The organism is Streptomyces sp. NPDC005423 (assembly GCF_040606415.1).
Taxonomy (GTDB): Bacteria; Actinomycetota; Actinomycetes; order Streptomycetales; family Streptomycetaceae; genus Streptomyces.
Window position 1 is genome coordinate 1 of sequence record NZ_JBEXET010000073.1, and the last position, 25753, is coordinate 25753.

Sequence of the window (25753 nt, forward strand, 5' to 3'; positions counted from 1 at the left end):
CAAGCAGTGCTCTCTCTCGCACGCCGCCGGGCCAACGTCCTCTGGGCCATGCTCCGCGACGGAGCGTGCTACCAGCCCCCACCATCAGTCACGCTGGCGGCTTGACATCCCTATTGGGAAGTTCTTTATCTACCAAGATCTGCCGGGCTTGCCGATGGCCTTGAGGGTCTCGGGGCGTTTGACGGTCTTGCCGACGTCGTAGCGGGGTGCCCGGTGTTTGTTCTTGACGCCGGGTGGCCGTCCGGGGCCGACGCCTCGAGGTTTGGGAACACGGGTCGGGCAGGCCAGAGGCTGTCGCACGGCTCCGGCCCGGTGACGGTCAAGAGCGATTCGTTGTTCGGTTCCGAGGATCAAGGAAACGTCGGAATCTTGGTTGGTGGGGCGGAACTTCTTGTCGTGCGACCGTGAACGTGATCTTGAGATGCCGCGGGATGTGCGGGTGTGGCTGCCGCCCGAGCACCTGTGCTGGAAGGTGCTCGGCATCGTCGAGCTGCTTGACCTATCGGCGTTCGAGAACAGCTACCGTGACGAGGGGAGGGGCGGGGTGGCCTACCCTCCCGCGAGCCTGATTGCGCTGCTCCTGTACTGCTACAGCAAGGGAGTGCGTTCCTCCCGCCGCATCGAGCAGGCTTGCTGGGACGACGTGGGCTGCCGGATCATCACCGCGAACCGCCGAGTGGACCACTCCACCGTCGCGCGGTTCGTACGGCGCCACCGTGCTGCCTTGAACTCGCTGTTCGTGCAGGTGTTGTCGCTGTGCGGCCGACGTGGCCTGGTCGACCTTTCGGCGGTGGCCGTGGACGGCTCACCGATGGAGGCGAACGCCTCACGCGACGCCAACAAGCGACTCCAGCGCCTGGAGGAGACCATCTCCCAGTGCGACAAAGAGATCCACGCGCTGATGGAGGATGCAGTCGACCACGCGCTGAGCGTCGAGGCCGACGGCTCGGCAGCACAAGACGATGCCGAGGACGCCTGCGACAACTGGCCTCGCCTGTCCCGGCTGTGTGACCGGCTCACCCGGGCCCACTTGGCGAGGGATAGACTGCATGAACGGGCTATGCCTTCACCCATCGAGATCCGGATCAAGGTCGAAGCTGCCGAGCGGATGGTGGCCCGCGCGGAGAAGCGTCTGGCCACCGAGGCCGAGGCGCACCAGGAGAAGCTGAAGAAGTACGAGCTCCGCGTCAAAGAGGACCGGGCGGCAGGACGTCGTGGAGCGAACGGACGGCCGCCGGTCCCGATGGAGCACAAGACCGTCCTCGTCCGCCAGCGAACGCGACTGGTGAAGATGCGGGCCTGGCTGGAGCGGGCCCGCACACTCCGGCCGGTTCCCTCTCCGGAGTCCCGTGCCTGCCTGAGCGATCCCGACTCCCGGCTGATTCCCGGCAAACGCGGCGGCTACCTGCAGGGATACAACATTCAGATCGTGTGCGCCCGCCGTCAGTTCTTGCTGGCCATCGAAGCGCACGACAATCCCTCGGACAGGACGGCCCTCGTTCCGATGGTGAAGAAGACGCGGCACAATCACCAGGCCGCGCGGCTCCCCGGCGATATCCAGCTCTGGCTCGCCGACAGCGGGTACGCTTCCGCCGCGTCCTTCGAGGCCCTCGCCGACCTCCCGCTACTGGTCTCGGTCACCAGCGACGCTGACCAGGCAGGCTTTCCCGCGAGACGTCAGCAGGCCCCTGCCGGCCAGCAGGACATGGCGGCCCGCCTCGCCACTCCAACAGGACGGGCTCAGTACCGTCAACGGAGCGCCCTGGTCGAGCCGGGATTCGCCCAGATCTTCCAACGCTTCGGACGGCGCCTCAACTATCGCGGCCGCCAGGCGGTGGACGCCGAGATCAAGCTGCTCGGCACGGTGCACAACCTCAACAAGCTCATCAACCACACGCCCAAGAATCGCTCTTGACCGTCACCGGGCCGGAGCCGTGCGACAGCCTCGCCAGGTAAGCGCGGATGTTCCTGAACCCTCGGCGGACCCGGGCGGGGGTGAGCCGGCCGGAGGCAGCTGGTTTCTCCCAGGGTCGGCGGAGGTCCTTGGCGAGGGGCCGGGCAAGCCGGAGCTGGGTGTGAGCGACGATCAGGATCCAGGTCCAGCGGTCCGCCGCCTCGGGACTACGGAGTTTCGGGGTGGTCCAACCGAGGGTCTGCCTCGCGAAGCGGAAGGTGTGCTCCAGGTCGAAGCGGCGGAGAAATGCCTGCCAGAAACGGTCCACGTCGTCCGGAGTGACGCCGGTCTTGGAGGACCATAACCACACCGGCGGGGCATCACGGTCCTTCGACAGATGCTCGACCTTCAACCGGATCAACGTGCCCTCAACCAGGGGAAGTTCACCGTCGTGGTCGAGCCATGAGGAGCGGTGGGTGAGCCTTGGGTGGACCCGGTCCCATGCCTGCGTCTCGGCCTTGCCGTAGTTGGTAGTCGCAGTGACCGTGGTGATCGCGGGCTCGGGCCAGGTCTCCGGCTTGGCGAAGCGGAATTCCGGGCCGTGCTTAGGCGGCCGGCCGCCCTTCGGGTCGTAGACATGAGGCGGCTTCGGCAGTCGCATGACGCGGTCGGAGCGGACCCGGCCGACCAGCTCGACCGGCAGATCGCGCAGGACCCAGGTCAGGGGGGTGACGTCGTAGCCTGCATCGCTCACGATCACGATGTCCGGGTCCCCGGCCCGCCACTGACCCGCGGCGATGAGCCGTTCAACGACTTCCCGCAGCTGAGCGGCGGTGACCGCGGTCGCGTCGTCCACCGGCCCGAGCCGGACCGCATCCAGGATCGCGGTCCAAGAGGTGGCGCCCGGCTCCAGGACGGCGACGAAGGAGTAGGGCCAGCCCGGGATGAACTGCGACGCCGTCTTCGCGCGGCCGTAGACATGGCAGAACAGCCGCTCGGCGGAGCACGGCGCGTCCGAACGAAGCCATGGCGACACATCGACGGCCAGGACCAGACGCCCGCCGTCGAACCGCGGCAGCGGCAGCCCGGCCAGCACCGTCCGCAGCTGCTCGACATCGATCCGGCCGTGGTTCAGGCCCCCGTATACCGCTCCGTGCCCACGCCGATGCTCGGGCAGCAGCGTCAGGTCCACCGGGGACTTCACCGCACCGTCCGCACACAGCACCGCATCCGTCAGTTCGAACAGTTCGTCACGCCGGGCGGTCAGACACTCGTAGAACTCTGCTCGGATTCCTAATGGTGTTTGTCAAGCCGCCAGGGCGATGGGGGGCGTCTCTTGGTAGCACCGCCCGTCGCGCAGGAGCGCCCAGAGGACGTTGACACGGCGGCGGGCGAGGGCGAGGACCACTTGCGTGTGACGCTTGCCCTCGGCGCGCTTGCGGTCGTAAAACCGGCGCGAGTCTTCGCAGTAGCGGATGCTGAACAACGCCGAGGTGTAGAAGACGCGCTGGAGGCGGCGGTTGTATCGCTGGGGACGCCGTAGATTCCCGCTGATCTTGCCTGAGTCGCGGGGAACGGGCGCGACACCACCGAAGCCGGCAAGGCGGTCCGGGGTGCCGAAGGCAGCCATGTCGCCGCCCGTGGCGGCCAGGAACTCGGCGCCGAGGATGACGCCCAGGCCGGGCATGCTGGTGATCACTTCGAAGTGGTGGTGGTCGCGAAACCGGGCCTCGATGAGCTTGTCGACCTCGGCGATCTGCTGGTTGAGGACGATTACCTCCTTCGCCAGCGTGTGCACCAGCTGGGCGGTCAGCTTCTCTCCGGGAAGGCTTGTGTGCTGGCGCTCGGCGGCTTGGACAGCGGTCTCGGCGAGCCGGTCGGCGCGGATGACCTTGCGGTTGCGCAGCCAGGTCTCCAGCCGTTTGACGCCGATCCGGCGGAGAGCTGCCGGAGTCTGATAGCCCGTCAGCAAGGTCAGCGGGCCTGTGTTGGCGAGGTCCAGGATCCGTTCCAGGCTGGGGAAGATGCTGGTGAGCTGGGCACGGAGCCGGTTGACGGTGCGGGTGCGGTCAGCGACCAGGTCCGTGCGGCGGTTGGTGAGAATCTTGAGGTCGGTGACGGTCTCGTCGCTGGCGCGTAAGGAGTGTAGATCGCGGCGGATGCGGGCCTGGTCGGCGATGACGGCGGCGTCCTTGGCGTCGGTCTTTCCCTCGCCGCGGTAGCCCTCGGAGGCGCGGTGAATGGCCCGGCCGGAGATGTAGCGCACCGACTGACCGTGGTTGATCAGGATCGCGATGGCCAGGGCGGCTCCGCCGTCGGCCAGGTCGATGCCCCAGGTCACCGTCTCGCCCAGGGCCAGGACGCCGGCGAGGAGTTCGAGCAGCTCGGGTTCGTCGTTGGTGACGCGTCGCGACAGCAGCCGACGGCCGCCCTCGTCGATCGCGACGCAGTGGTGGTGGGTCTTGCCTGCATCGATGCCGGCCCAGATCGTGGCCATGTGGTGCCTCCGTACGGTGTGCTGCTGATGCCTCCCGACGGACGACCTCGCTGTCGATTCCCTACGGAGCGATCATTCGCAATTCCTAATTGGCAGCCGAGTCGTCGTGGGGCGTCGGGCGGCCAATCCGGGCAAGCCACAAACGGCAGAAGCGTGAAAGCCACACCCGACACCCCTGGGCGGGTCAACCATACGAAGGGCTCACCGCGTCCCGCAGAACAACGTAGGGAAGCGTGACGCTTCCGCGAACGCTTCCCGCCGGACATCCGGCACACCACACTCATGACATCGGCCTTCGACTGGTTCTCCTCGTGACGGAGCACAGGATCAGACGAAGGCCGCCCTCGTGTCCGGCGAATGCCCAGGTGAGTGACCTCGTTCGGGACACCGTTCGAGGCCAGAAGATAAAAGAAAAGCTTACGTCAGGGTGAGCGTTCACGAACGCGGGGGCGCGGATGCTGGTGTCCGGGACAGTGCCGGGGCGAGCCAGCGGTTGAGGAAGGTGCGGAGCCGGGTTTCGTCCTGTGCTGCTTCGCCGGGGTGCTGCAGCAGCGACGTCAGGAGTCGCATGATGATCTCGGCGAGGCTGTTGAGGTCGTCCTCGGCGATGCCGGCGGCGGCCCAGTCGACGGGGAAGCGCTGCAGCATCTTGGCGCCGTAGGCGATGGTGTCCCTGGTGGTGGCGCTGCGGCCGAAGGCGGTGGTGTCTGCGAGTTGCAGCAGAAGGCTCACGCGTGGCTCGGCGGGAATGGTCCGTACGCAGAAGATCATGCCTTCGACCACGGCTTCGGCCGGGTCGGTGATCTCTTGCAGGTGCGCGATCATCAGGTCGACGAACGACTTGGCGCCCTGGGCCGCCACCTCGCCGATGATGTCGCTGATGCGGCCGAAGTGGCGGTAGACGGTCTGGCGGGTGACGCCGAGCTCGCCGGCGACGTCGGACAGGGTTGTCTTCGTGACACCGTGCCTGTCGATGCAGCGGGCGGTGGCGTCGATGATGCGCTGGCGGGCCTCCGCGTCCGATGCGGGTGGCCGGCCTCCCCAGCCGTGATGCCCCATGGTCTTAGGATCGCACAGGCTCTGTGGTCCGTCGGGACATGGTCGCGCGGAGTACGGCCACGACGAGCCCGGTTGCGGCTACGGTGCACAGCATGGTGTACCGCAGGCTGCCGATCGGCGTGCCCTGCTCGGTGATGCCATCGGTTGCCGCGAGGTAGGCCGGCAATGCGACCAGCCAGAGGATGATGTGGACGCCGAGGTACAGCGCCGGATAGATCTGCGCGAACAGCGGCGACACCACGGGAGTTGGAGTTGTTCGCTGCGCGCGCCAGGCGTCCGCGAGAAGGCAGAGGCCGACGATCCAGACCAGGGCGAGCTCTGCGCCGAGGATGGCTTGCTGGATCCCAAGGTGGTCCCCACCGCGGAAGAGGTTGCTGGGCACGCCGGCGACCGCCATCGCCGAGGGTGTCAGGGCGCCGGCGGCCACGGTGCGCAGGCTGGTCTGCCGGCCGGTGAGCGTGCCCCGGCCGTCCTTCGCGCCGACCAGCCGGACGACGAGGTAGGTCATCGCGCCGAAGGACACCGAGGCGAACAGGAACATGCTGTTCATCGGGACCGAGGCGAGCGCCGGTTGGTTGATCATCTCGTTGTCGGGGTTCCAGGCCCACCATTTCAGCTGTGGTCCGAGCTGATCGAAGATCTCGTAGAATGCCTGGCAGGTGAACGCGACCGCCAGCGAACCGAGCAGGAGTCCACGTCGCGCGAAGACGCCGAGAGCGCGGACCACCTCGTAGGCGAGCTGCGACAGCGCCGGGTAGAAGGCCACTATGTAGAGCGGCAGCCGGTCGTACATGAACTGCACGGTGAACACGTTGTGGGAGAAGATGAACCCGACGTGCTTCTCCAGGCCGAACCAGGCCGGGAAGTAGAGCGGCGGCTCGATCACCGCCAGGTAGACGAGCGAGGCGAACCAGAGAGAGATGTTGACCGGGTCGCTCTCGCGCCGCCACCGCCGCCACGCATGGACGAGGGCGAACACCGCACCGCCGATGACGATCAGTTCGAGGAACGGCATGGTGCCGTTCTCGAGACCGAAGGGGTTGCGGAAGTTGATGACGGGATCGGCGTCATGGCAGGAGAAGCCGAGCTTTCCGGCGAGGCGCTCGGCCGCTGCGTCGCATGAAAAGCTCATTCTTCGGTCCTCGGGTCAGTCATTGACGAGGCCGGTCTCGGCGTACGGTGAGCTGCCGGCGCGGGTCTGGCCGGTGAAGTCGGTGCCGGGCGGATCCTGCTGGTCGTCGAACTCGCCGGGCACGACCGTGCGTCCGAGCCGCTGACGCACCTTGTAGCGCGCGATGCCGAACCAGAACCGCACATCGGTGGTCATCTCTCTGAGCGACATGTCGAGGTTGAAGACCTGGGCGAACGTCCGCTCCACGTAGGCGTCCTCGCGGCTGGTGGCGTTGATGGCGTTGAAGACCGGCCAGCTGAGGCGCGCGGCCAGCTTGCGGCGCCAGGGAGCGACGACCTCACTCCCGGTCGCGAAGTCATATGCCTGGTCACGGGCCATCGCGAGCATCCAGGGCACGTCGAGTGACGTCTTCTGCCGGGCGAGGAACTCGCGGAAGAAGGCGAGGCCGAGGACCTCGTGGCCGGGCAGCATCTCGGCGAGGATCAGCGCGGAGCGGGCCGCCGAGCTCATTCCCTGGGCGTAGAACGGGTTGAACGCGCAGATCGAATCCCCGACGCAGACCAGCCCGAGCGGGGGCTGGTCGAGCAGGTCGAAGCGGCGCCACTTGTTGCCGGTCGAACGAGTGAGGTGCACCCCGGAGGTCGGAGTGCAGGCACGCGTCGCCTGCCCGAAGGACCTGGCCCGCACGCGGTCCACCGCGGCCTCGAAGGTGTCGACCTCGCGCGGCATCCGGATGCCCCACGCCCCCATGCACACGATGGCGCGGTTCCCCTCGATCGGGAAGAAGTTGCTGAGGAACTCGTGTTCCTCGGGATGGTCGCCGGTGTCCTGGGTCGGAGTGATGACCAGGTGCTTCCACCACCACGCCGGTGGACGCCGGTCGGCGGGCGGCAGGTCGTACCAGCGCGACGTGTAGGTGACCTTGGCGTCGAGGGTCTTCTCCGGCGGCGCCGGCCATCCCGCCGTGCTCAGCCAGTCGGCGACGCAGGAGCCGCGCCCCAGCGCGTCGACGACCAGGTCGGCGGACAGGTGACCCGAGTCGTCGCCCGCGCGGTACTCGACTCCCTCGACGCGCCCGCGCGGGGTGCCGCCCCCGGTGGAACGAAGTCCGGTGACGGTCACGCCCTCGCGGATCTCGATGGCCGGGAGCTCGCGGACCTTGTCGCGCAGGACCCGCTCGATGAGCACGCGGGAGCTGTAGAGCATCGTCATCGACCCGGCCTTGCGCGGGGCCCAGCCCTTGTTCTCGCAGTACGCCGCGTCCATCGACGGCATCAGGCGCATCGCGCCCGCGGCGATCAGTGCCTCCTCGAATCCGGGAAAGATCTCGCCGATCGCACGACGCCCGGAGTTGAGCAGGAAGTGCGGGTGCTTGCTCTGCGGCACGCCCCGCCGATGCTGCGCGTCCGGCGAGAGCCGGTCCCGTTCCAGGACGATCACCTCGTCGAAATGCCTCGCGAGCACTCCCGCGGCGCACAGTCCCGCCACGCTACCGCCAAGCACCACGGCCGTCTTTCCTCGCATGCCGCCTCCATTCATACATGCCATGGCTGAATGTATGAGCGGAGGGGAAGGTAACAGGTACGGCCTGAATGTTCCACCCTTCCCGCGAGACGTCGCGTCCGGCGGAGTGACCTCCCACGGTCCGGCCGGGGCAACGGCCGGCTGGGACGCCCACGTGGGCCTTTGGTGTAGAGAGTGCCGCGGCTCCGCTTCCGGGCCGAACACCCTGCCTGCTCCCACAGCACGGCCAGATCCGCAATCGCCTCACCACCGGCGGCGGGCATGACCGCCGGGTCGGTGGCCGTCCGGCCCGGGTCATGCCCGGTCCCGCACGGCCGAAGGGACCTGAGAGCGGCGGAGTACGCGGCGCTCAGACTCGTGGCATCAGCGAGATCCGCCCCCAGCAACCGTGCCCCGGCATCCGGGCTGCTGGCGGGCGTCCACCTCGGTTTGGCGGACCCAGGTCCGCACCGTCTCGGCGGCATCGATCCCGAGCTTCGCGGCGGCGGCCTTCATCGCGGCCCGCTCGGTCGGGTAGTTCGGGCGGATCTCCGCACCATGCGCTCTGCACGCTCACGAAGCTCAGCAGGATCGGGGGACGGACGTGCCATGACTCGATCCTCTCAGGGAATCGAGCCTTCATCAGACCCGGAGCGGTTCACTTCGAGGGACGTTCCTGTACCGGCTGGCATCACCACGTCTCTCGGGTCACCGCCGCGCATGCGTTATTGACCGAACAGCGCCTGGCCCCAGAAGCCGATACAGCGGACTCACTCTCTACCAGACCCTCGACGGCATCCAGGTCCTGCTGAATTGCTGGACGTGGACTTGCGCCACCTGCTACCAGCGCCTTCCCTGCCGGAACACACTCCCCACGAAGACGCAGACAGGACCTAGCGGAGTGCTGCTTGGTGTGTGGGTGGGGGTGTGGTGGGGCCGGTGATGGTGGTGGTGAAGATGGTTTGGTGGTTTTGGTGGGCGTGGATGTGGGTGGTGGTGGTGTTGTTGGTTTCGGGTTCGGTGTGGGTGATGTCGATGTAGCAGGGGTGGTGGTGTTCGGCGTAGTGGTGGAAGTGGGTGGTGGCGTTGGTGGGGGTGAGGGTGTGGGGGGTGTGGTGGTGGGTGGCGGCTTGGCGGGCGGCTTCGAGGAGGACCATGCCGGGGATGTGGTCGTTGGTGTGGTCGAAGTAGATGGGGTGGTTGGTGTCGGGGGTGAGTTGGTAGCGGTGGGGGTGGGTGGTGGGGGTGAGGAGGACGTCGGTGGGGTGGGTGCGGCCGACGGTGTGTGGGGGGAGGGGGTTGCGGGGTGTGGGGTGGGGTGGGGTGTGGGGTTGGTTGGCGCGGAGGCGGGTGTAGGCGGTGGGGGTGATGGTGGAGTAGTCGATGGCGCCGTGGGCGAGGAGGTTGTTGTCGCGGTGGATGGTCATTTCCATGTGGGCGCGGGTGGTGGTTGTTTTGCGGCGGGTGAGGTTGGTGCATTTGAGGTGGAGGTTGAAGTGGGTGGGGTGGGAGGCGATGCGGAGGTGGGGGAGGTGGGTGGTGTAGCTGAGGTTCCACATCATGAAGTGGTGGCCGAGGGGGACGCCGAGTTCGGTGTGGGAGATGTACATGCCGGCTTGGCGGAACGTCTCTGCGGCGAGGAGTGGGTCGTGGCTGATGCCGTCGGGGGTGGTGAAGAGGGTGTGGGCGCGGGGCCATTGGCCGGTGAGGGAGAAGGTGAGTCCGTCGCGGGTTTCGCAGCCGGTGAGGAAGACCTCGGCGAGGCTGGCGCGGTGGACGTATTCCTTGGGGACGGTGGTGGTCAGCTGTGGTGCGGGCGGTGCGGGTGCGGGTGGTGCGGCGGGTGCGGGTGGTGCGGTGTGGGTCTGGGTGGTGGTTGTGCTGTTCATCGTGGACCCCCCGTCGTGATGCGTGGTGCGATGACGCCTATAAGATACGGACCTACCGGTTTTCTTGAATCGGCCCACAGGTAAAAGGTTTGCCAAGCGTTGTGAGGATAAGGTGAACCTTTGATTCCGGAAAGTTCCGTTTAGTCATACATTTTTGCGTCCGTTCACGATGGCTGTGGGGGTATAAACGGTGCGGAAAGTGTATTTGGGGCGTCGGTTGGTGGTGGGGGGTGGTTGTTCAAAACCTGTACTGCGGTTTTCTTCTGGTCCGGGGGTGGGTTTCTGTGGGGGTGGGGTGCGGAAACCGACCGTTTTGACTGGCTGATCTGGCGGCTGGCGGCTGGCGGGCTGGCTGGTGGTGTGGGTGGTGGGGGGTGCTGGTGGTGTTTGTTCTGTGGGCTGGTTGTCGTGGGTGGTGGCGGGGCCGGGGGTGGGGGGTTGGGGGGTGGTCCGCCGGCCGGCCGGGCGGGTGTGGGGCGGGTGTGGGTGGTGGGGGGTGGGGGTGGGGGGCCGGGTCCGGCGCCTTCGGCCGCGCTCCTGCTGTGTCCGCTCTTCTGGTCGTTGCTGCGGTATCCGCCGTGTGTGGTGGTGGTATCGGCGGTACGCGTCTGGGCGGTACGCGGCCGGGTAGCGGCGGTTTTCGCGGTGTCCGCTGGGGCGTTCCGGTTCCGGGAGCGCGGCTTGCCGCGATGCCTTCGTCTCCTGGGCCGGTGTGGCGGCGCCTGCGTTGTCCGGGTTGCGGTACTGGTGGAGCATCGCCCAGTGGGGGTGCTCGACGGCGGGCTGGGGGATCCGTTGTATCTGTTCCGGGGAGGGGTGGTGCTGTAGGGCGGGAGGAGGTGTCCGCGCGGGCGGGGCCGTGGCCCTCACCGGTGGGGGTGGCGCGGCTGCTTCTGCCGGGCGGGTGTCGACCGGCCGCGGCCACCCGCGCTGGCTGCTGCCTGTCGCCTCTCCGTGGCCTTGGCCTGTCATTCGCCGCCTGGCCGGTTGGCCGTCCACCCGCCACTCGGTGTCCGCTACTCGGTGTGCGCCGCCCTCCTCTCCGCCCCCTAACCCGTCACCTGCCGTCCGGCGTCTGCCCTCGTTGTGTTCTTCGCGGTTTTGCAAGAGGGCCGCTGGCTTCCGGGCCCGGCATGACTGTGTCCCCCTGTCGAGCGGATGTCCTGGGGGGTCACCGGGTCCGGGCCCGGGCACCGCACGTGTCCTCTCCAGCTCCCGTCACCCTTCACCTGCTGCCCGGCGTCTGCCGCCCCCCGTGCCTGTCGTCTGCCGCCACCTGTCACCTGCCGGCGGCCAGCTGCTGTCCGGCGTCTGCTGCTCCCGTGCCCGTCGTCTGGCTGGCGGCTGTCTGTCCCGCCTGTGCCGGCCGTGTGCCGTGCCGTCTGCTGGGGCCTTCGTGCGGGCGCTGGGGGAGAGGGGGCGGCGGGGGAGGGGTGGGTGGGCTGGGCGGGCGGCATCGTGGGGGTGGAGGCGGTGGCTACGGCGGGGAGGTGCCGGGTGGAGGCGGTGCTGCCGGGGGGAGGTGGTGGGTGTCGTTGGATGGGGCGGCCTGCTGGGGGGTGTCGCGTGAGGGTGCCTGTCGTCGTTTGGGTGGGAGGCTTTTTGCGCGGGGCGGCGGGGCGGCGGGGTTGGAGAGGGCGGGTGGGGTGGTGGGGGAGGGGATGCGGGTGTTGGGGGCTGGGCGGGGTGTGGGTGTCTGCGACGGGGTCCAGCGGCCCCACCTGAACGGTGAGAGCTGGCTCCGCCAAGCGTTCGACTGCCGAGCCCGTGGTGGCCCGCGCACAAGCGCAGCCAGCGAGAAGAGGCCGCCAGGGGCCCGGGTGACATGTCGGCCGCCTGTTCGAGAGGTGGGGCCACTTCTCGCCGTTCGTCCGGAGCCTGAGAACCCCGTTCAAGACAGTGTGGGGTTTCGGCCATGGCCGCCGGCGGGGGCGGGCTGGGTGGCGGGTATCCGGCTCGCCGGGGGCGGGGGCGGGGGCGGGGGCGGGCTGGTTGCTGTCGGGGGCGTCTGGCCGTGTGGTGCTGTCTTCGGGCCTGCGGCAGCCGGAGGCCGGACCCGGCCGGAGCCGCCCCCGGCCGGGGGGTGGACGGTGGCCGCCGGGTGGTGGACGGTGGCCGCCGGGGGGTGGGGTGGCCGGGGCGGGCGGTGCCGTGTGTCCTGTGCGTTCTGGGGCGTCGGCAGGGCTGCTGTGCCGGGCGGTTCGGCGCGGGCGTCGGCTTGTTCGCCGGCGTCTCTGCTTCGGGCGTGACCGGCTCGGGTGCGGCTGCTGTGGGTGGGAGCGGGCCCGGGGCCGGCCGGCCGGTGGGGCGGGGCTGGTGCCGCGGGCGGGGTGGGGGCCCAAGCCTGCTGTCGCGGTGGGGGCTGCCTGCTGCGGGAGAGCGGCGCCTGCGCTGCCCGCCCTTTCCCCTGCCCGCCCTCTTCCGCCGCCTCTTCTGAGGAGAGGGGAACTGGTAGGCGGGGTGGTGCCGGCCGGCAGGTTTGTCCGTGCGGGGATCCGGGGTGGACCCGGGGACGGGGGGCCGGTGCCTGCGGGATGTCTGACGGTGCCCGCCGGTGCCTGCGGGATGTGTGACGGTGTCTGTGGTGTCTGTGGTGTCTGCGGGATGTGTGACGGTGTCTGCGGGGTGTCTGGCGGGTGGTTGTGGGGGGTGTGGGGGGTGTGGGGGGTGTGGGGTGGGGGGTCGTCTCCGGGGGTTCATGCGGCGATGATGGGTACTTCGGCCAATAACGGGACTCCTGTGCTGTGTTCCGTGGTAGAGGGCCGGAATGGGGTAAGGTACGTCCCGTTCGGTTTTGTTTTCAACTGAGGAGGGTCCCATGGCGCGTCAGGAGCGTGCGGTACGGACCCGTCGTGCTGTTATCGATGCGGCTGCCGAAGTTTTCGCCGAGCGTGGTTACGCGGCGGCGACCATCGCCGAGATCCTTGAGCGTGCCGGTGTGACCAAGGGCGCCCTCTACTTTCATTTCGACTCCAAGGAGTCGCTGGCCCGGGGTGTGCTGGATGCGCAGATCACCACCGACTACTGGTCGCCCAGGGAGCTGAAGCTGCAGGAGTGGGTGGACCTGGGCATGACGCTGGCGCACCGGATCCCGCGGGAGGCGATTTTGCAGGCGGGTATCCGCCTGTCGGCGGACACGCAGGGGCGGGACCTGTTCGGCAGTGCGTGGCCTGCGTGGACCCTGCTGGTGACGCGGCTGCTGTCGGAGGCCAAGGAGCGCGGCGAGGTGCTGCCGCACGTCGATCCGCGGGAGACGGCGGAGTTCTTCCTGGGGGCGTGGATCGGCACCGAGACCGTCTCCCACATGAACGCCCACTGGGCCGATCTGGGCCACCGTGTCTCGGTGCTCTACCGTCACACCCTGCCGGCGGTGGCCACTCCCGCCGCGCTGATCATGGTGGACAGCGCCCCAGACCGGGGTGCGCGGGTGATGGAGATGCTCCGCCACGCCGGTGAGTCCGTGCTGCTGTAGTCCGCGCGGGTGCGACCCCCGCACCCCGGTGCGGGGACGGGTTCCGCGTTTCCCCGCCGGCCGGCCGCGCCGGGCATACCGGGCACTTCGCACCCCTGCCCCCGGTGGCAGCAAACCTTGCGGATGGTTTCCTCTGCCCGGCCCGGCGTGGGCCGGAACCCCGCCGGGCCCTCCCCGTACGCCGCACCGCGCCGGCCGTCGCCCCGGACCGCCGGGAAACCGGCCGGCCCGGCAGGCCCCCCACCCCATAACATACCGACTGTGCCGTTTGTCGTGGCCCCGAGGTGTGCGCCCCCTCTGTCCCGGCCGGTGGTTACTCCTGGGGGCGAACAGGCAATCTCACGGGGGGTGACTCGATCGCTACACTAGGAGGGGTAGAGTCCGGACTCTAGCAAACCAACCAATCATGCGGTTTGCTAATGTCTGAGAACGGAACGCTGCACGCCCCCGGGGAAGCGGATTCGGCGATTGGCGGTTTCCGCCCGCGCCCAGGAGGAGGACGTGATGGTCAAGCAGGTGCGCGCGGCCCGTACGCGCCAGGCCCTCGTCCGTGCGGCGGCGGAGGTGTTCGCCGAGGACGGGTATGCGATGGCGTCGCTGCCGGCGATCAGCAAGCGGGCGGGGGTGAGTGCGGGGGCGCTGCATTTCCATTTCGCCAGCAAGGACGCCCTGGCCCGGGAGGTGGAGTCGGCGGCGGCGGAGTGTGCGCAGGCGCTGGCGGAGCAGTGCCGTTCCTCCTCCGCCACGCTGCTGCAGTCGCTGGTGGGTGCCACGGGCCGGCTGCTGGCGTTCGCGGGCGCCGACCCGGTGGTGCGGGCCGGCTTCCGGCTGGGCGCGGATCCCTCGCGCAAGGGTGCCGGCGCCCTGCAGCAGTGGTGGCAGACGTGGGTGGGCGACCTGCTGGAGGAGGCCCAGGAGGGCGGCGAGCTGGCCGAGGGCGTCTGCGCGGGGGACGCGGCCGGGGCCATCGTCGCCGCCACCGTCGGCCTGGAGGTGCTGGGCGGCGCGGAGCCGGGCCGGCTCTCCGGCGAGCGGGTGGCCGGCTTCTGGGCCTTCGTCCTGCCCCGCCTGGCCGCCCGCCCCCAGCAGGCCGCCCTCACCGCGGCCCCGCCCGCCGGCGAGGACACCGAGTGAACACACCACCAACAAAACAGACTGCACAGTCTGGCAATGGTGCGGTAATGGTCCGGTCAAACACCCGGGAAAACCCGCACCCGGCACCACCCGGCCGCCCCCTATCACCCCTTATGCCGCGAATGCGGGCTTTGGCTCGAGCCGGTCTCGTGCGGTGATCGGGGGAAAGTAGGGTGTCCGGCTTGGTATTGACATACCGCCCGTGCTGTTTTTTACTCGGTGTTGCTACACAACCGCTTCACAGACGGCCGCAGCACACCGGGAGACGGCGTGGACATCGACATACTCGGCACACTCGCGGTGCGGGAGAAGGGCATCTCGATCACGCCGACCGCCCCCAAGCCCCGCCAGGTCCTGGCTCTGCTCGCTCTCCACGCCGACCAGGTGGTGCCGGTGGCCACTTTGACGGAGGAACTGTGGGGGGAACGCCCTCCGCGCAGTGCCCGCCCGACCCTGCAGACCTACATCCTGCAACTGCGTGAGCTGATCACCGTCGCGCTGGAGGAGGGCGGTGACGGCGGGGCGCGCACCGCCAAGGACGTCCTGCTGACCGTGCCCGGCGGCTACCTCCTCAAAAGCGGTGAGGGCACCAGCGACGTCCGGGAGTTCGAGCGGCTGGCCGGCACCGGCTACCGCGCCATGGACGCCGACGACGGCCCCGGCGCCGCCCGCCTGCTGCGGGAGGCCCTGGCCCTGTGGAGCGGTCCCGCCCTCGCCGACGTCCAGGCCGGCTGCCACCTCGCCACCCAGATCAAACGCCTGGAGGAGAGCCGGCTGTGCGCGCTGGACCAGCGCATCGAGGCCGACCTGCGGCTGGGCCGCCACCGCGAACTGCTCGCCGAACTCACCGTCCTGGTCAGCCGCTACCCCACCCACGAGAGCCTGTGCGGCCAGTACATGCTCGCCCTGTACCGCTCCGGCCGGCGCGGCGAGGCCCTGGACGCCTACCAGCGCCTGCGCGCCACCCTGGTACGCACCCTGGGCCTGGAACCCTCCGCCGGACTGAGCAAACTCCAGCGCTCCATCCTCATGGCCGGCCCCGAGGGCGTCCCCGCCTCCCTCTCCCGCCACCCCGCCGCCGCCCCGCTCACCTCTCTCACCCCCGGCACACCCGTCGGCTGACCCCCGCCCCCGCCCGCGGGACGGCTTCCACCCCGCCCCCGCCCGCCGGACGGCTTCCACCCCGCCGGGCGTCGGACGGCTTCCACCCCGCCGGGCGTCGGACGGCTTCCACCCCGCCGGGCGTCGGCCCGCACACCCCGGCCACAGCAGACCGGGCCGCCCGGCCAGCCGGCACATACCGGCCGCCCCCCACCGCCCGGGGCAGCCACCGCCTGGGGGTATCCACCGCCCGGGGCAGCCACCGCCCGGGGCGGCCCGCGGGAGGCAGCCGGCGCCCGGCCACGGCGGGCCGGACAGGCACACACCGGCCGGACCGGCCGCCCCCGCCGACGGGAGTATCCGCCGCCCGGGGCCATCCACCGGCAGGACCGCCGGCGGGAGCGGTCCGCGGGAAGCCGGCCGGCAAACCCGAGGCGAAGAGCGGGTCTCGCAGGGAGAGCGGGCAGGACATCCCTCCGCCTCCCTCCGCGGAGCGGACCCCACAGCCGGCCACCCCTCCGCGACACCCCGCACACCGGCCACCGCCGCTACACCGACCGCCCATGCGCACGTGCACCGACCGGTGCACCGGTCATCTCCGGTTTCGCCGGCCGGCCGCCCGCAATCCCGGCCGCCCGGTACACCGACCGCCCATGCGGCACGTCCGCCGCCCGGACACCGGCCATCTCCGGTGCGCCGGCCACCCGCCCGGATTCCGGGCCGCCCGGTACACCAGCCGCACGCGGCACGTCCGCCGCCCGGACACCGGCCATCTCCGGTGCGCCGGCCAGACTCCCAGACTCCCGGACTCCCGGACTCCCGGACTCCCGGACTCCCGGACTCCCGGACTCCCGGCCGCGCGCGGCCCGTGCGCCGCCGGACACCGGCCACCTCCGGTACACCCGCCGCCGCCTGGAACCCTGGTCGCCCCCGAACCCCGGCCACCCTGGTACACCAGCCGCCACGCCGCCCGTCCGCCCCCGCAACCTCGGCCGCCACGGCCGGCCACGCGGGACACAGGCCGCCTCACGCGCGCAACCCCAGCCGCACGCGGCACGTCCGCCGCCCGGACACCGGCCATCTCCGGTACACCGGCCACCCGCCCGGAATCCGGCCACCCTGGTGCACCAGCCGCCACGCCGCACGTCCGCCGCCCGGAACCCTGGCCGCCACGGCCGGCCACGGGAACCCCGCCGCCTGCACGAACCCCGGCGGCCCGCCCGGAACCCCGCCCGGCCATGCGGGACAGGCCGTCTGCCCGCAGCCCCGGCCGCTGGCACCCGCACCTCTGCCGCCTGCCCGCAACCCCCGGCCGCCCGACCGGAACCCAGGCTCGCTCACCCCCTGCCGCCGGGCCGGCGGTCCTTGTGTGCAGCAGGGACGATGCGGTGGCCGGCGGTCCTTGTACGGCAGGGACGATGCGGGGGCCGCGGTCCTGGTGCAGCAGAGCGATGCGGTGGCCGGCGGTCCTGGTGCGGTAGGGCCGGTGCGGGGCCGGCGGTCCTGGTGCGGCGGTAGGGGCGGTGCGGTGGCGGGCGGTTCTTGTGCGGCAGGGGCGGTGCGGTGGCCGGCAGGGGGTCTCCAGCGGGGATCGAGTGGTACTGCGGGGGCGGGGTGGAGCGTGGAGCCCATCTGGAGAGAGGGGCCCGCTGATGGCGTACGGCCGAGGGCGCTCCGTCCAGCACACGGTGGAGGTGGCCGCGCCCGCCGGGGTCGTCTACGGCATGCTCGCCGACGCGCCCCGCTGGCCGGTGCTGTGGCCCTTCGCCGTCCATGTCGAGCGGGTCGGCCTCGACGGCGGCGAGGAACACTTGCGGGTGTGGGAGACGGCGGGCGGGCGGGTGCGTTCCCTGCTGGTGCGGCGGGTGCTGGATCCCCAGGCGCGTTCCATCGACTTCGAGCAGCGCGAGAGCGGCTGGCCCGCCACGCCGGAGACCGGCTCCTGGAGCGTACGGCCCGACGGCGAGGAACACGCCCTGCTCACCCTGCGCCACGACCTGCCCCCCACCCCCACCCCCACCCCCACCCCCGCCGCCAGCCCGTCCGCCGCCTCCACCCCCGCCAGCCCGTCCGTCTCCGTCTCCGGGGCGGCCACTGCCTCCGGCCCCGCGCAGACGGCCCGCGCGGCCCGCGCGGCCCGCGCGGCCGGGGTGGCCGGGGTGGCTGAGGTGGCCGGGGCGGAGATCCTGGACCGGCTGGAGCGGGTGCGGGAGACGGCCGGACGCTGGCAGCACCTCGATGAACTGCTGCTCTCCTTCGAAGACAGCGTCCGTATCCAGGGGCCCCTGGAAGTCGTCTACGACTTCCTCTACCGCATCGGTGACTGGGCCGACCTCCTCCCGCACGTCGAACGCACCCAGGTCAGCGAGGATCGCCCCGGCATCCAGTTCGTCACCCTGGACACCTGCACCGACAGCGGCACCCGCAGCGTGGCCCGGTCGGTACGGCTGTGCTTCCCCCACGCCGGGCGGATCGTCTACAAGGAGACCCTCAACCCCGCCCTGATCGCCGCGCACAGCGGCGAGTGGTACCTGGCACCCGACGCCTGGGGCGTACGGGCCGTCTGCGCCCGCCGCATCATGCTGCGCGAGGAGGACGTCACCGCGGTGCTGGGCGCCGGCGCGGGCCTCGCGGACGCCCGCCGGCACCTGCGCGGCGAACTGGGCGCCGCCGCCGCCGAGGCCCTGGGCCTTGCCAAATGGCATGCCGAGAGCGCCGTACGCCGTCTGCGATGACCCCCGGAGGAGACAGGCGATGACCCCGATCCCGCCCCCGCCCGTGCGGCCCGCCGCCCCCGCGGCGCCGGCGATGACAGCCACCGCCCTGCGGGCCCTGCGCCTGGAGGCACTGCTGGGAGACCCCCGCGACGCCCGCAACCCCTGCGGACTGCACGCCCTGGCCACCGCGGCCGCCCCGCCCCGCCCCGCCGCCGCGGCCGTACTCCTGACCCCGCAGGAGAATCAACTGCCCGGCGGCGCACAGGAGTTCACCCGGATCCTGCGCCCCGCCTCCCGCCGCGGCCTCGCCCTGGGCCACGCCTGGGGCACGCCCACCGCACCCCCTGCCTGGACGGTCCTGCTGGGGCAGGCCGGCCTCGTCGCGGCCGCCGGCGGCGTACTGCGCGACGCCGCCGCGGTCGTCGACGCCCGCGGACACCAGGAACCCGGCGTACGGCAGTGGCGGCCCGCACTGGCCGCCGTCTTCGCCGACCTGCTCGCCCTGGAGAGCCTGACCGCACTCGCCCTGCGCACCCACCCGCCCCACCCCCACCCCCACCCCCACCCCCACGGCAGCGGCGGCGGCGGCGGCACGGGCGGGGAGGGCAGCGGTGTGCTGGTGGCCGCCGCCGGCTACGCCGTGCCGCACCTGGCCACCGATCTGCTGGACGACCTCGAACTCGTCCTGAACGAGTGCGGTTTCGCGCCCGCCTCCCTGGAACGGCTGCGGCTGACCGCCCTCGTCCGCGACCGGGCGGCCGTCCGGGCCGACTGGACGGCCGCCGCCGCCTGGCAGGCCCGCCTCGTACGCCTGCTGCCCGCCCCGCCCACCCCCGCCGCGAACCCCGGCCCCCACCCCCTGTTCCGCCTCACCGGCCCCCTCCCCGCCACCGGCTACGGCGCCCAGGGAGACCAGGCCGTGCAGGCCGCCCTCACCCCCACCGGTACCGGTACCGGCAGCAGCAGTGACGGCTCGGGCGAGGGCGAGGGCGAGGGGGAGGGCGAGGGGGGTGCCGCGCTGGGACGTCTCGCGCGGCGGCTGGTGACCGAGCAGCGGGCCCTGCGCGCCGCGTGCCGCACCGCGCGCCCCCTGGACCCGGCCGACCCCGCGGCCAGAGCCCTGGCCGACCGGCAGGCCCTGCTGCTGGTGGCCGCGGCCGTGCTCGGGGTGAGACAGGCCGCCGCCCGGCAGGAGCCGCCCGGCTTCCTCGCCCGCCCCGACTGGGCCCTGCTCGCCCTCACCCGCATCACCCAGCGCCTGGGCGTCCCGCTGCCCGACACCACCACCCGCCCCCAGGACACCCTCTGGAGCGAACTGGCCACCCGCACCCGCCACGGCATCGACTGCGACCTGCACGCCACCAGGCTGCTGTGGTGAACCAAACCCCCGCCCCCGCCACCGCCCCCGCCCCTCGCACACGGGCCCGGGCTCCCTCCACCACCCGAACAGCGCCCCCGCCGGAGCAGCGCCATGCCGGCGTGCCCGGTGTACCCGGTGTGCCGGGTGTGCCGGGTGTGCCGGGTGTGGCCGTCAGGACGGCGGACGGTGCCGGTGCGGCAGGCGGCGGACACGACGGCGTAGAGGAACGCACCGCGGTGCGGCGGCGGGAAGGACACGGAAGCGGGAGCAGAAGCGGGACGACGCGGGACGATCCGGGGCAGCGGAAGGGACGGCGATGTACGGCAGACACGGCGGCCGGAGCGACCACGACGGCCAGAACGGACCGGGCCGATACGACCGCCCGGGCGGATACGAGGGCGGGGGCGGCGAGGCCGGCCACGGCGGCGGCCCGGGCGGATACGAGAACCAGGGCGGCCAGGGCGGCCGGGTTGGCCGGGTTGGCGAGGGTGGCCGGGTTGGTTGGGTTGGGTACGGGGAGGGCGGTGTGAGTCGGGACGGGGAGGGCGGTGTGAGTCGGGGGGAGTGGGCGGCGCCTGAGCATGTGGCCGGGCCGGAGGGGCCGTGGGATGCGGTGCGGGAGCGGTTCGAGGAGGAGGGGTGGGCCGTGGTGCACACCACCTGGGGCCAGTGGCTGACCGCCGCGCTGCTCGATCCGCAGCTGCGTACGCTGCTGGGGCGGGACTGGACGCGTTACCGGCAGACTCCCGCGCCGGCGGGCCGCTTCCGTTTCGCCGTCTCGCGGGTGGTGATGAAGTACCTGGCAGCCGAGGTGCTCCAGGTCTCCCCGGACGCCCTCGACCTCGCCTACCAGCCCGGCGGCCGGCCCCGGCTGCGGGGTTTGGGCGAGGAAGTGCACCTGAGCCTGGCCCACACCGACGAACTGATCGTGGTCGGCGCCGGCCGCGGCGGCCCGGTGGGTGTGGACGTCGAGTCCGCCGCCCGGCGTGTCTCCTTCGACCTGCTGCGCGAGCACGTGTGCACCCCCCAGGAGGGCGCCCTGCTGGCCGCCCTGCCCGAGCCGGAACGCACCGACCGCTTCCTGCGCCTGTGGACCCTGAAAGAGGCCTACACCAAGGCGCTGGGGCAGGGGATGCGGCGCCGTTTCAACGCCTTCGGGTTCGGCTGGGACGAACACGGGCACACCGTGCTGGCCGAGGAATCCCCCGCCGCCCGCACCTGGGTCTTCGCCACCCACCTCGTCCAGGGCGGCTATCTGGTCAGCGAGGCCCACCGGCGGCCCGGCACGGTCGAGACCCCGCCTCGGACTGATCCACACGCACTTGAGGGAACAGGGCTGTCACCTGCGCGGACACTAAGCTTCCCGGGGCCGGGAGGCTCCGCCGGGCGATGAACGCCCACCGTCCCGCCGCCCACCCGCACCCGCCCGCCGCCCACCCGCCCGCCGCCCACCCGCACCCGCCCACCGCCCCCGACTCCCGCACCCCCCGCCGAGCAGTTCACGCCCCGCGAGCAGCCTGCGCACCCCCAACAGGCATTGCACCAGCAGCAGTTCGCGCACCACAAGCCCTCCCCGCGCCCCCAACAGCTTCCGCCGCACCACGAGCAGTCCGCGCACGGCGAGCAGCCCCCGTACCCCCAACAGCTCCCGCACCACGAGCAGCTCCCTTACTCCCAACAGCCGCCGCACTAAGGGCAGTTCGCGCACTCCAGGCCGTCTTCGCCGCGGCCGCCGGTCCCACCCCCGTCCCGTGCGCCGGTCCTGTCCCGTCCGCCGTAGCGCGCGTGCCCGCCCGGCCGGCGACGGGTGCCGCGTCCGGGACCGCCCAGGCGTCCAGGGCCGCCGAGACGTCCGGGACACCCGGGACACCCGGGACACCGGGGGCACCCGGGGTGTCAGGCCTGCCGGCGGACCGGTTGGGCCGGGCGGACCGGGCGGGCCGGTTGGGCCGGTTGGGCCGGGTGCGGGGTGGGTTTCTGGCCGGCCGCGGCCGGCGGGGCGGGGCGGGCGGCTGTGTGCGGGGATGGGCGGGGTATCCATTGCAGAAACGATTCGGTAGGGAGGGCAGGGGGCCGGGCCGCCTCGTCGTGGCGGTGGATGCCGGTGCCCGGGGCAGCGGATGAACCGTCATCACCGGCACACCGGCGCGGTCCTGGCCGTACTCCACCTGCCCGGGGCGGCGCCCGGGACGCCGCTCGTCTTCGAACTGTGCGCGCCGCTGGACGCCGCCGGGGCGGAGGCGGTGGCGGCCCGGCTGGCGGGACGCCACCGCCAGTACACGGTCACCCTGGACGCGGACGGCCGCGGCGGCCATCTGCTGCGTCTGGAGCCGGCCGCCGGCCTGCGGGAGGCGGGGGAGGCGGGGGAGTTCACGGCGGAGCTGGCGGCGGACCTGCTGGCCCCGCCGGCCGGGGCGGGCGGCATGTTCGCGGTGGCCGGGCACCAGCGTGACCTGCTGCTCGCGGCGGTGGGCGGGCGCGGCGGGCCGGGCCGTCACGTGGAGCAGCTGTTCTGGACCTGGTCCGGGCCGCTGGACCAGGTCCGTTTCGCCGCCTCGTGGCAGTCCCTCGCCGACCGCGAGGCCGTCCTGCGGGCGTCCTTCGACTGGAGCGGCACGCCCCGGCTGGTGCTGCACGACCGGGCCGTGATCGAGGTGGTGCGCCACGCCCGGCACGAGACGGGCTGGCCGGAGCTGCTGCACCACGACCGGATGCGCGGCTTCGTCCTGCACCGGCCCGGGCTGCTGCGGGTGACGCTGCTGGAGGGCCCCTTCGGCGCCGCCGGGGACGGCTTCCCCCGCGGCGGGCCGGAGGTGCGGGTGCTGGTGACGTACCACCGGGCGCTGCTGGACGAGCGCGGTGCGCGGCTGCTGGTGGGGGAGTTCTACCGTTCCTACGCCGCCGGGGGCGTGCTGCCCGGCGGCGAACGCCGCCCGGACCTGCGCGACCACGCGCAGTGGCTGGCCCGTCAGGACACCGGCGCCGCCCGCGCGTTCTGGGCCGCCGCCGCGCCGCCGCCGCACGCCGCGTCCAGCCCCGGCCGCCCCGGCCGCCCGGGCCGGCACGCGGCCGGGACCGGCCGGGTCCAGCGCCGGCTGCGCCCGCCGCAGACGGCCCGGCTGCGGGCCTGGGCCGCGCTGCGCGGGGCGGGGGAGAGCAGCGCCCTGCACGTGGTATGGGCGCTGCTGCTGTACCGGGCGGCGGGCGCGCACGGCCCCTTCCCGGTCACCTTCGCACTCCACCACTGCGGCCGGGACCTGCCGCTGCGCGGCGCGGCCGGCATCCCCGGCCTGCTGGGCAACCCGCTGCCGATGACCGTCACCGTCGATCCCGCCCGGCCGCTGACGGAACTGCTGCGCCAGGTACGGGACGCCGCCCTGGACCTGAGCGCCTACGCATGGGTGCCCGGCGAACGCATCCGCGAATGGAGCCGCCCCGACCACAGCACCGGCGGCGACAACAGCACCGACAGCACCGACAGCAGCGACAGCACCGACAGCACCGACAGCAGCGACAGCACCGACAGCACCGACAGCAGCGACGGCACCGGCAGCAACAACAGCACAATCACCGGCACCGGCACCGGCACCGGCAGCGGCACCGGCACCGGCAGTACCCGTGACGGTGAGGGCGGTGACGCTGAGGGCGGTGACGCTGGTGCCGGCGACGCTGAGGGCGGCGGGGGCGGTCTGCCGCAGACCCTGATCCGGTTCGACAGCCGGCCCGAACTGCCCCCCAGCGTGCGGGCCGAACTGGAGGCGCAGGGCATCCGCGCCGCGGTGCCGCAGTCCGCGAGCGGTGACACGAGTCTGCCCGTCACCCTCCTGGCCCGCTACGACACCGAGGGCGCCCTGGTGCTGTCCGCGCAGTACGACCGGGCCTGCCTGGCCGACGCGGACGCCTCCGGAACGCTGTCGCAGTGCCTGCACCTGCTGCGCGCCCTCCCCGACCACCAGGACGGCCGTACCCCCGTCGCCGAGGTCCTCGCGCTGCTGGAGAGTGCGCGGGTGCCGCGGGTGACCCGCCGCGGCCACGGTGCCCGCCGCTTCGCGCTGGCCGTCCTGCGCCCCGGACAGCCCGGCGCCGACACCGTCTGCCTGATCACCGTGCCCGGGGTCACCCCCGGCACCTATGAGCAGTTCGCCCGCGAGCACCGGGGCCCCGAACGGATCGTCTCGCTCGGCCTGGAGGGAACCCCCGCCATGACCCCTGCCGTCCTGCACGAACTCCTGGGCGGCACCGGACGGCTGGTCCTGTGCGGCAGCGGGCCCGCCGCCCGGGCCGCCTACGACATCGCCCGCACCGTCCGCGCCCGGCCCGGACCGCCCGCCGCGGTCGTCATGACCGGCCTGGGCAGCGCCCCCGAAAGCGCCCGCGCCCTCGCCCGCGCCCTGCAGTCACTGCACACCCGCACCCGCTAGCCGGACACGCCCCCACGGCAGGGGAGGCCGCCCGGCCGGCCGGCGCCCGCCGGACACCCCCGTCCAACACCCGCCTGTCCTACGGCAGTCAGGGCCACGAGAGCAACCCGGCTCCCGCGAACGAAGCCCCCTGCACACACCCGCCCCCGCGCAACGCCGCTCCGCACCCGCCCCCGCAACCAGACGACAGCCTCAACGCGCCAGACCGGGCCCGCCCGCACCCGCCACCGACCCCGCACCCCCCCGGCCACCACCGGCCAACCCCAACCACCCACCCCAGAACCCGCGTTGCCGCCCCCCAACCGTCACCGCACCGCCGCCGCACCGCCCCCGCCGTTGCCGCACCTCCGCCGCCTCCGCCGTCTCCGCCGCAGCGTCCGCCTCCCGGGGCCCGCTCCCCGGCCCGGCGCCCCCCCAGCCGGCCGCCCGGGAACCGACGTTGATGCCGCCCCCGGCCCCCGGCCTCCCGCTCCCAGGCCCCCGGGCCTGCGTCCGCGCCCTCCGCCGCGCCTGCACCCATTCCGCACCGAGGCACGCCCGACGACCCCCCAACTGCCCTCCACCGCAACCGTGTTGGCGCCCCACCCTCACCACACCGTCTCCGCCGCAGCGTCCGCCTCCCGAGGCCCGCTCCCCGGCCCGACGCCCCCCAACCGCCCTCCCCCCAACCGACGTTGATGCCGCCCCCGGCCCCCGGCCTCCCGCTCCCAGGCCCCCGGGCCTGCGTCCGCGCCCTCCGCCGCGCCTGCACCCATTCCGCACCGGGGCATGCCCGGCGACCCCCAGCCACCGCACCCCGAAACCGTGTTGGCCCCCGCCCCGCCGCCGCTTCCACCCTCCCTCCGCCCCCGCCGTCACCACCGCCCCCGCCACCCCCGCCGTTGTCGTCCCCCTCCTGCGCCTTCCGGCCCCCTCCGGCCCTCTTCTGCGCCCTTTCGCGGTGGCTGGTTCGGGGCTGCTTCGAGTGTGCCGAGAGCGGGTCTTGAGGGGGATGACCGACGGTGGCCGGGACGCTGGAGGAGGGGGCATGGGTGAATCGGACCGCGGGGAGCCCGCCCTGCGCATCGAGCGCGGGCACGCGAGCGATGAGGAACTGGCCGCGCTCACCGTCGTACTGATCGCACTGAGCGGCGGCGTGGCGGCGGACGGCGACGAGAAGCGGCCGGTCAACGGCTTCCGCTGGTGGCGGCGGCCGGACACGTACCGGACACCGCGCAGCTGGCAGTGATGGCAGGGATGGCGCTGACGGCGGTGACCGGTATGCCCCGCCCCCGAGAAAGGGATCTGACGACATGTCGATGACGATTGCCCCCGCTCCGGCCGTGCCGGACGTACCGGCCGCGCCGGGAACGGCGGGACAGGCCCCGGCCGCCCCCGCGCCGGCCGCGCCGGCCGTCCCGGCCGATATCCGCGGCCGGGTCGCGGAACTGCACGCGATCCGGGCCACCGCCCAGGCCGGGCCGAGCGAGAAGGCGACCCAGGCGCAGCACGCCAAGGGCAAGCTGACGGCCCGGGAGCGGATCGGGCTGTTGCTGGACGCGGGGTCGTTCCGGGAGGTCGAGCAGTTGCGGCGG

16 protein-coding genes and 4 pseudogenes are annotated in these 25753 nt (G+C 72.4%); 12 read left to right on the top strand and 8 right to left on the bottom strand.

Annotation, left to right across the window (positions count from 1 at the left end; translation table 11 throughout):
* Nucleotides 1-129: 129 nt before the first annotated feature.
* A pseudogene (locus ABZT12_RS37490) lies at nt 130-282 on the bottom strand (transposase); the annotation flags it as partial.
* 94 nt (nt 283-376) lie between these two features.
* On the opposite strand from ABZT12_RS37490, the gene ABZT12_RS37495 reads away from it, so the two are divergent.
* The gene (locus tag ABZT12_RS37495) at nt 377-1915 is read left to right on the top strand and encodes a transposase (protein ID WP_356393782.1); all 1539 of its coding nucleotides are present in this window, start codon (nt 377-379) and stop codon (nt 1913-1915) included.
* A gap of 7 nt (nt 1916-1922) precedes the next feature.
* On the opposite strand, the pseudogene ABZT12_RS37500 reads toward ABZT12_RS37495, so the two are convergent.
* From ABZT12_RS37500 to ABZT12_RS37525, 6 genes and pseudogenes are all read right to left on the bottom strand, one after another.
* Nucleotides 1923-3185 (bottom strand): annotated as a pseudogene (locus tag ABZT12_RS37500) (NF041680 family putative transposase); the annotation flags it as partial.
* 15 nt (nt 3186-3200) lie between these two features.
* The gene (locus tag ABZT12_RS37505; RefSeq protein ID WP_356393785.1) at nt 3201-4391 is read right to left on the bottom strand and encodes an IS110 family transposase; all 1191 of its coding nucleotides are present in this window, start codon (nt 4389-4391) and stop codon (nt 3201-3203) included.
* Nucleotides 4392-4826: 435 nt separating this feature from the next.
* A complete protein-coding gene (locus ABZT12_RS37510; RefSeq protein WP_356393788.1) occupies nt 4827-5450 on the bottom strand; it encodes a TetR/AcrR family transcriptional regulator in 624 nt (207 codons plus the stop codon).
* Nucleotides 5451-5454: 4 nt separating this feature from the next.
* On the bottom strand, nt 5455-6582 hold the full coding sequence (locus ABZT12_RS37515; protein WP_356393790.1) for a hypothetical protein: 1128 nt from the start codon (nt 6580-6582) through the stop codon (nt 5455-5457).
* Between the two features lie 15 nt (nt 6583-6597).
* On the bottom strand, nt 6598-8106 hold the full coding sequence (locus tag ABZT12_RS37520; RefSeq protein WP_356393793.1) for a hypothetical protein: 1509 nt from the start codon (nt 8104-8106) through the stop codon (nt 6598-6600).
* 206 nt (nt 8107-8312) lie between these two features.
* A pseudogene (locus ABZT12_RS37525) lies at nt 8313-8504 on the bottom strand (IS1380 family transposase); the annotation flags it as partial.
* Between the two features lie 240 nt (nt 8505-8744).
* On the opposite strand from ABZT12_RS37525, the pseudogene ABZT12_RS37530 reads away from it, so the two are divergent.
* Nucleotides 8745-8897, top strand: a pseudogene (locus ABZT12_RS37530) (IS701 family transposase); the annotation flags it as partial.
* Nucleotides 8898-8978: 81 nt separating this feature from the next.
* Here the strand turns inward: ABZT12_RS37530 and ABZT12_RS37535 are convergent.
* The gene (locus ABZT12_RS37535; RefSeq protein WP_356393795.1) at nt 8979-9974 is read right to left on the bottom strand and encodes a ScbA/BarX family gamma-butyrolactone biosynthesis protein; all 996 of its coding nucleotides are present in this window, start codon (nt 9972-9974) and stop codon (nt 8979-8981) included.
* Between the two features lie 2818 nt (nt 9975-12792).
* On the opposite strand from ABZT12_RS37535, the gene ABZT12_RS37540 reads away from it, so the two are divergent.
* From ABZT12_RS37540 to ABZT12_RS37585, 10 genes are all read left to right on the top strand, one after another.
* The gene (locus tag ABZT12_RS37540) at nt 12793-13446 is read left to right on the top strand and encodes a ScbR family autoregulator-binding transcription factor (RefSeq protein ID WP_356393798.1); all 654 of its coding nucleotides are present in this window, start codon (nt 12793-12795) and stop codon (nt 13444-13446) included.
* A gap of 468 nt (nt 13447-13914) precedes the next feature.
* Nucleotides 13915-14580, top strand: a complete 666-nt coding sequence (locus tag ABZT12_RS37545) for a ScbR family autoregulator-binding transcription factor (RefSeq protein ID WP_356393801.1) — start codon at nt 13915-13917, stop codon at nt 14578-14580.
* A gap of 270 nt (nt 14581-14850) precedes the next feature.
* Nucleotides 14851-15702 carry an AfsR/SARP family transcriptional regulator gene (locus ABZT12_RS37550; RefSeq protein WP_356393804.1) on the top strand — a complete coding sequence of 284 codons (852 nt, stop codon included), beginning with the start codon at nt 14851-14853 and terminating at the stop codon, nt 15700-15702.
* Nucleotides 15703-17333: 1631 nt separating this feature from the next.
* Nucleotides 17334-18416 (top strand): SRPBCC family protein, encoded by a 1083-nt coding sequence (locus ABZT12_RS37555; RefSeq protein WP_356393807.1) that lies wholly within the window; start codon nt 17334-17336, stop codon nt 18414-18416.
* Between the two features lie 19 nt (nt 18417-18435).
* Entirely contained in the window at nt 18436-19776 is a 1341-nt protein-coding gene (locus ABZT12_RS37560; protein ID WP_356393810.1) for a hypothetical protein, read from the top strand.
* A 532-nt stretch (nt 19777-20308) separates the two neighbouring features.
* A complete protein-coding gene (locus ABZT12_RS37565) occupies nt 20309-21151 on the top strand; it encodes a 4'-phosphopantetheinyl transferase superfamily protein (RefSeq protein ID WP_356393813.1) in 843 nt (280 codons plus the stop codon).
* A gap of 144 nt (nt 21152-21295) precedes the next feature.
* Complete coding sequence (locus ABZT12_RS37570) at nt 21296-21451, top strand: hypothetical protein (protein ID WP_356393816.1); 156 nt, start codon at nt 21296-21298, stop codon at nt 21449-21451.
* A gap of 427 nt (nt 21452-21878) precedes the next feature.
* A complete protein-coding gene (locus ABZT12_RS37575) occupies nt 21879-24179 on the top strand; it encodes a condensation domain-containing protein (RefSeq protein WP_356393819.1) in 2301 nt (766 codons plus the stop codon).
* A 1027-nt stretch (nt 24180-25206) separates the two neighbouring features.
* Nucleotides 25207-25407 carry an acyl-CoA carboxylase subunit epsilon gene (locus ABZT12_RS37580; protein WP_356393822.1) on the top strand — a complete coding sequence of 67 codons (201 nt, stop codon included), beginning with the start codon at nt 25207-25209 and terminating at the stop codon, nt 25405-25407.
* Between the two features lie 64 nt (nt 25408-25471).
* On the top strand, nt 25472-25753 hold a 282-nt coding region (locus tag ABZT12_RS37585), incomplete at its 3' end, for a carboxyl transferase domain-containing protein (protein WP_356393824.1).

Bases quoted from the DNA above. Each gene is read 5' to 3' on its own strand.
- ABZT12_RS37580 (WP_356393822.1), top strand. From the start codon at position 25,207: ATGGGTGAATCGGACCGCGGGGAGCCCGCCCTGCGCATCGAGCGCGGG.
- ABZT12_RS37520 (WP_356393793.1), bottom strand. From the start codon at position 8,106: ATGCGAGGAAAGACGGCCGTGGTGCTTGGCGGTAGCGTGGCGGGACTG.
- ABZT12_RS37505 (WP_356393785.1), bottom strand. From the start codon at position 4,391: ATGGCCACGATCTGGGCCGGCATCGATGCAGGCAAGACCCACCACCAC.
- ABZT12_RS37515 (WP_356393790.1), bottom strand. From the start codon at position 6,582: ATGAGCTTTTCATGCGACGCAGCGGCCGAGCGCCTCGCCGGAAAGCTC.
- ABZT12_RS37560 (WP_356393810.1), top strand. From the start codon at position 18,436: ATGACCCCGATCCCGCCCCCGCCCGTGCGGCCCGCCGCCCCCGCGGCG.
- ABZT12_RS37510 (WP_356393788.1), bottom strand. From the start codon at position 5,450: ATGGGGCATCACGGCTGGGGAGGCCGGCCACCCGCATCGGACGCGGAG.
- ABZT12_RS37575 (WP_356393819.1), top strand. From the start codon at position 21,879: ATGAACCGTCATCACCGGCACACCGGCGCGGTCCTGGCCGTACTCCAC.
- ABZT12_RS37555 (WP_356393807.1), top strand. From the start codon at position 17,334: ATGGCGTACGGCCGAGGGCGCTCCGTCCAGCACACGGTGGAGGTGGCC.
- ABZT12_RS37535 (WP_356393795.1), bottom strand. From the start codon at position 9,974: ATGAACAGCACAACCACCACCCAGACCCACACCGCACCACCCGCACCC.
- ABZT12_RS37540 (WP_356393798.1), top strand. From the start codon at position 12,793: ATGGCGCGTCAGGAGCGTGCGGTACGGACCCGTCGTGCTGTTATCGAT.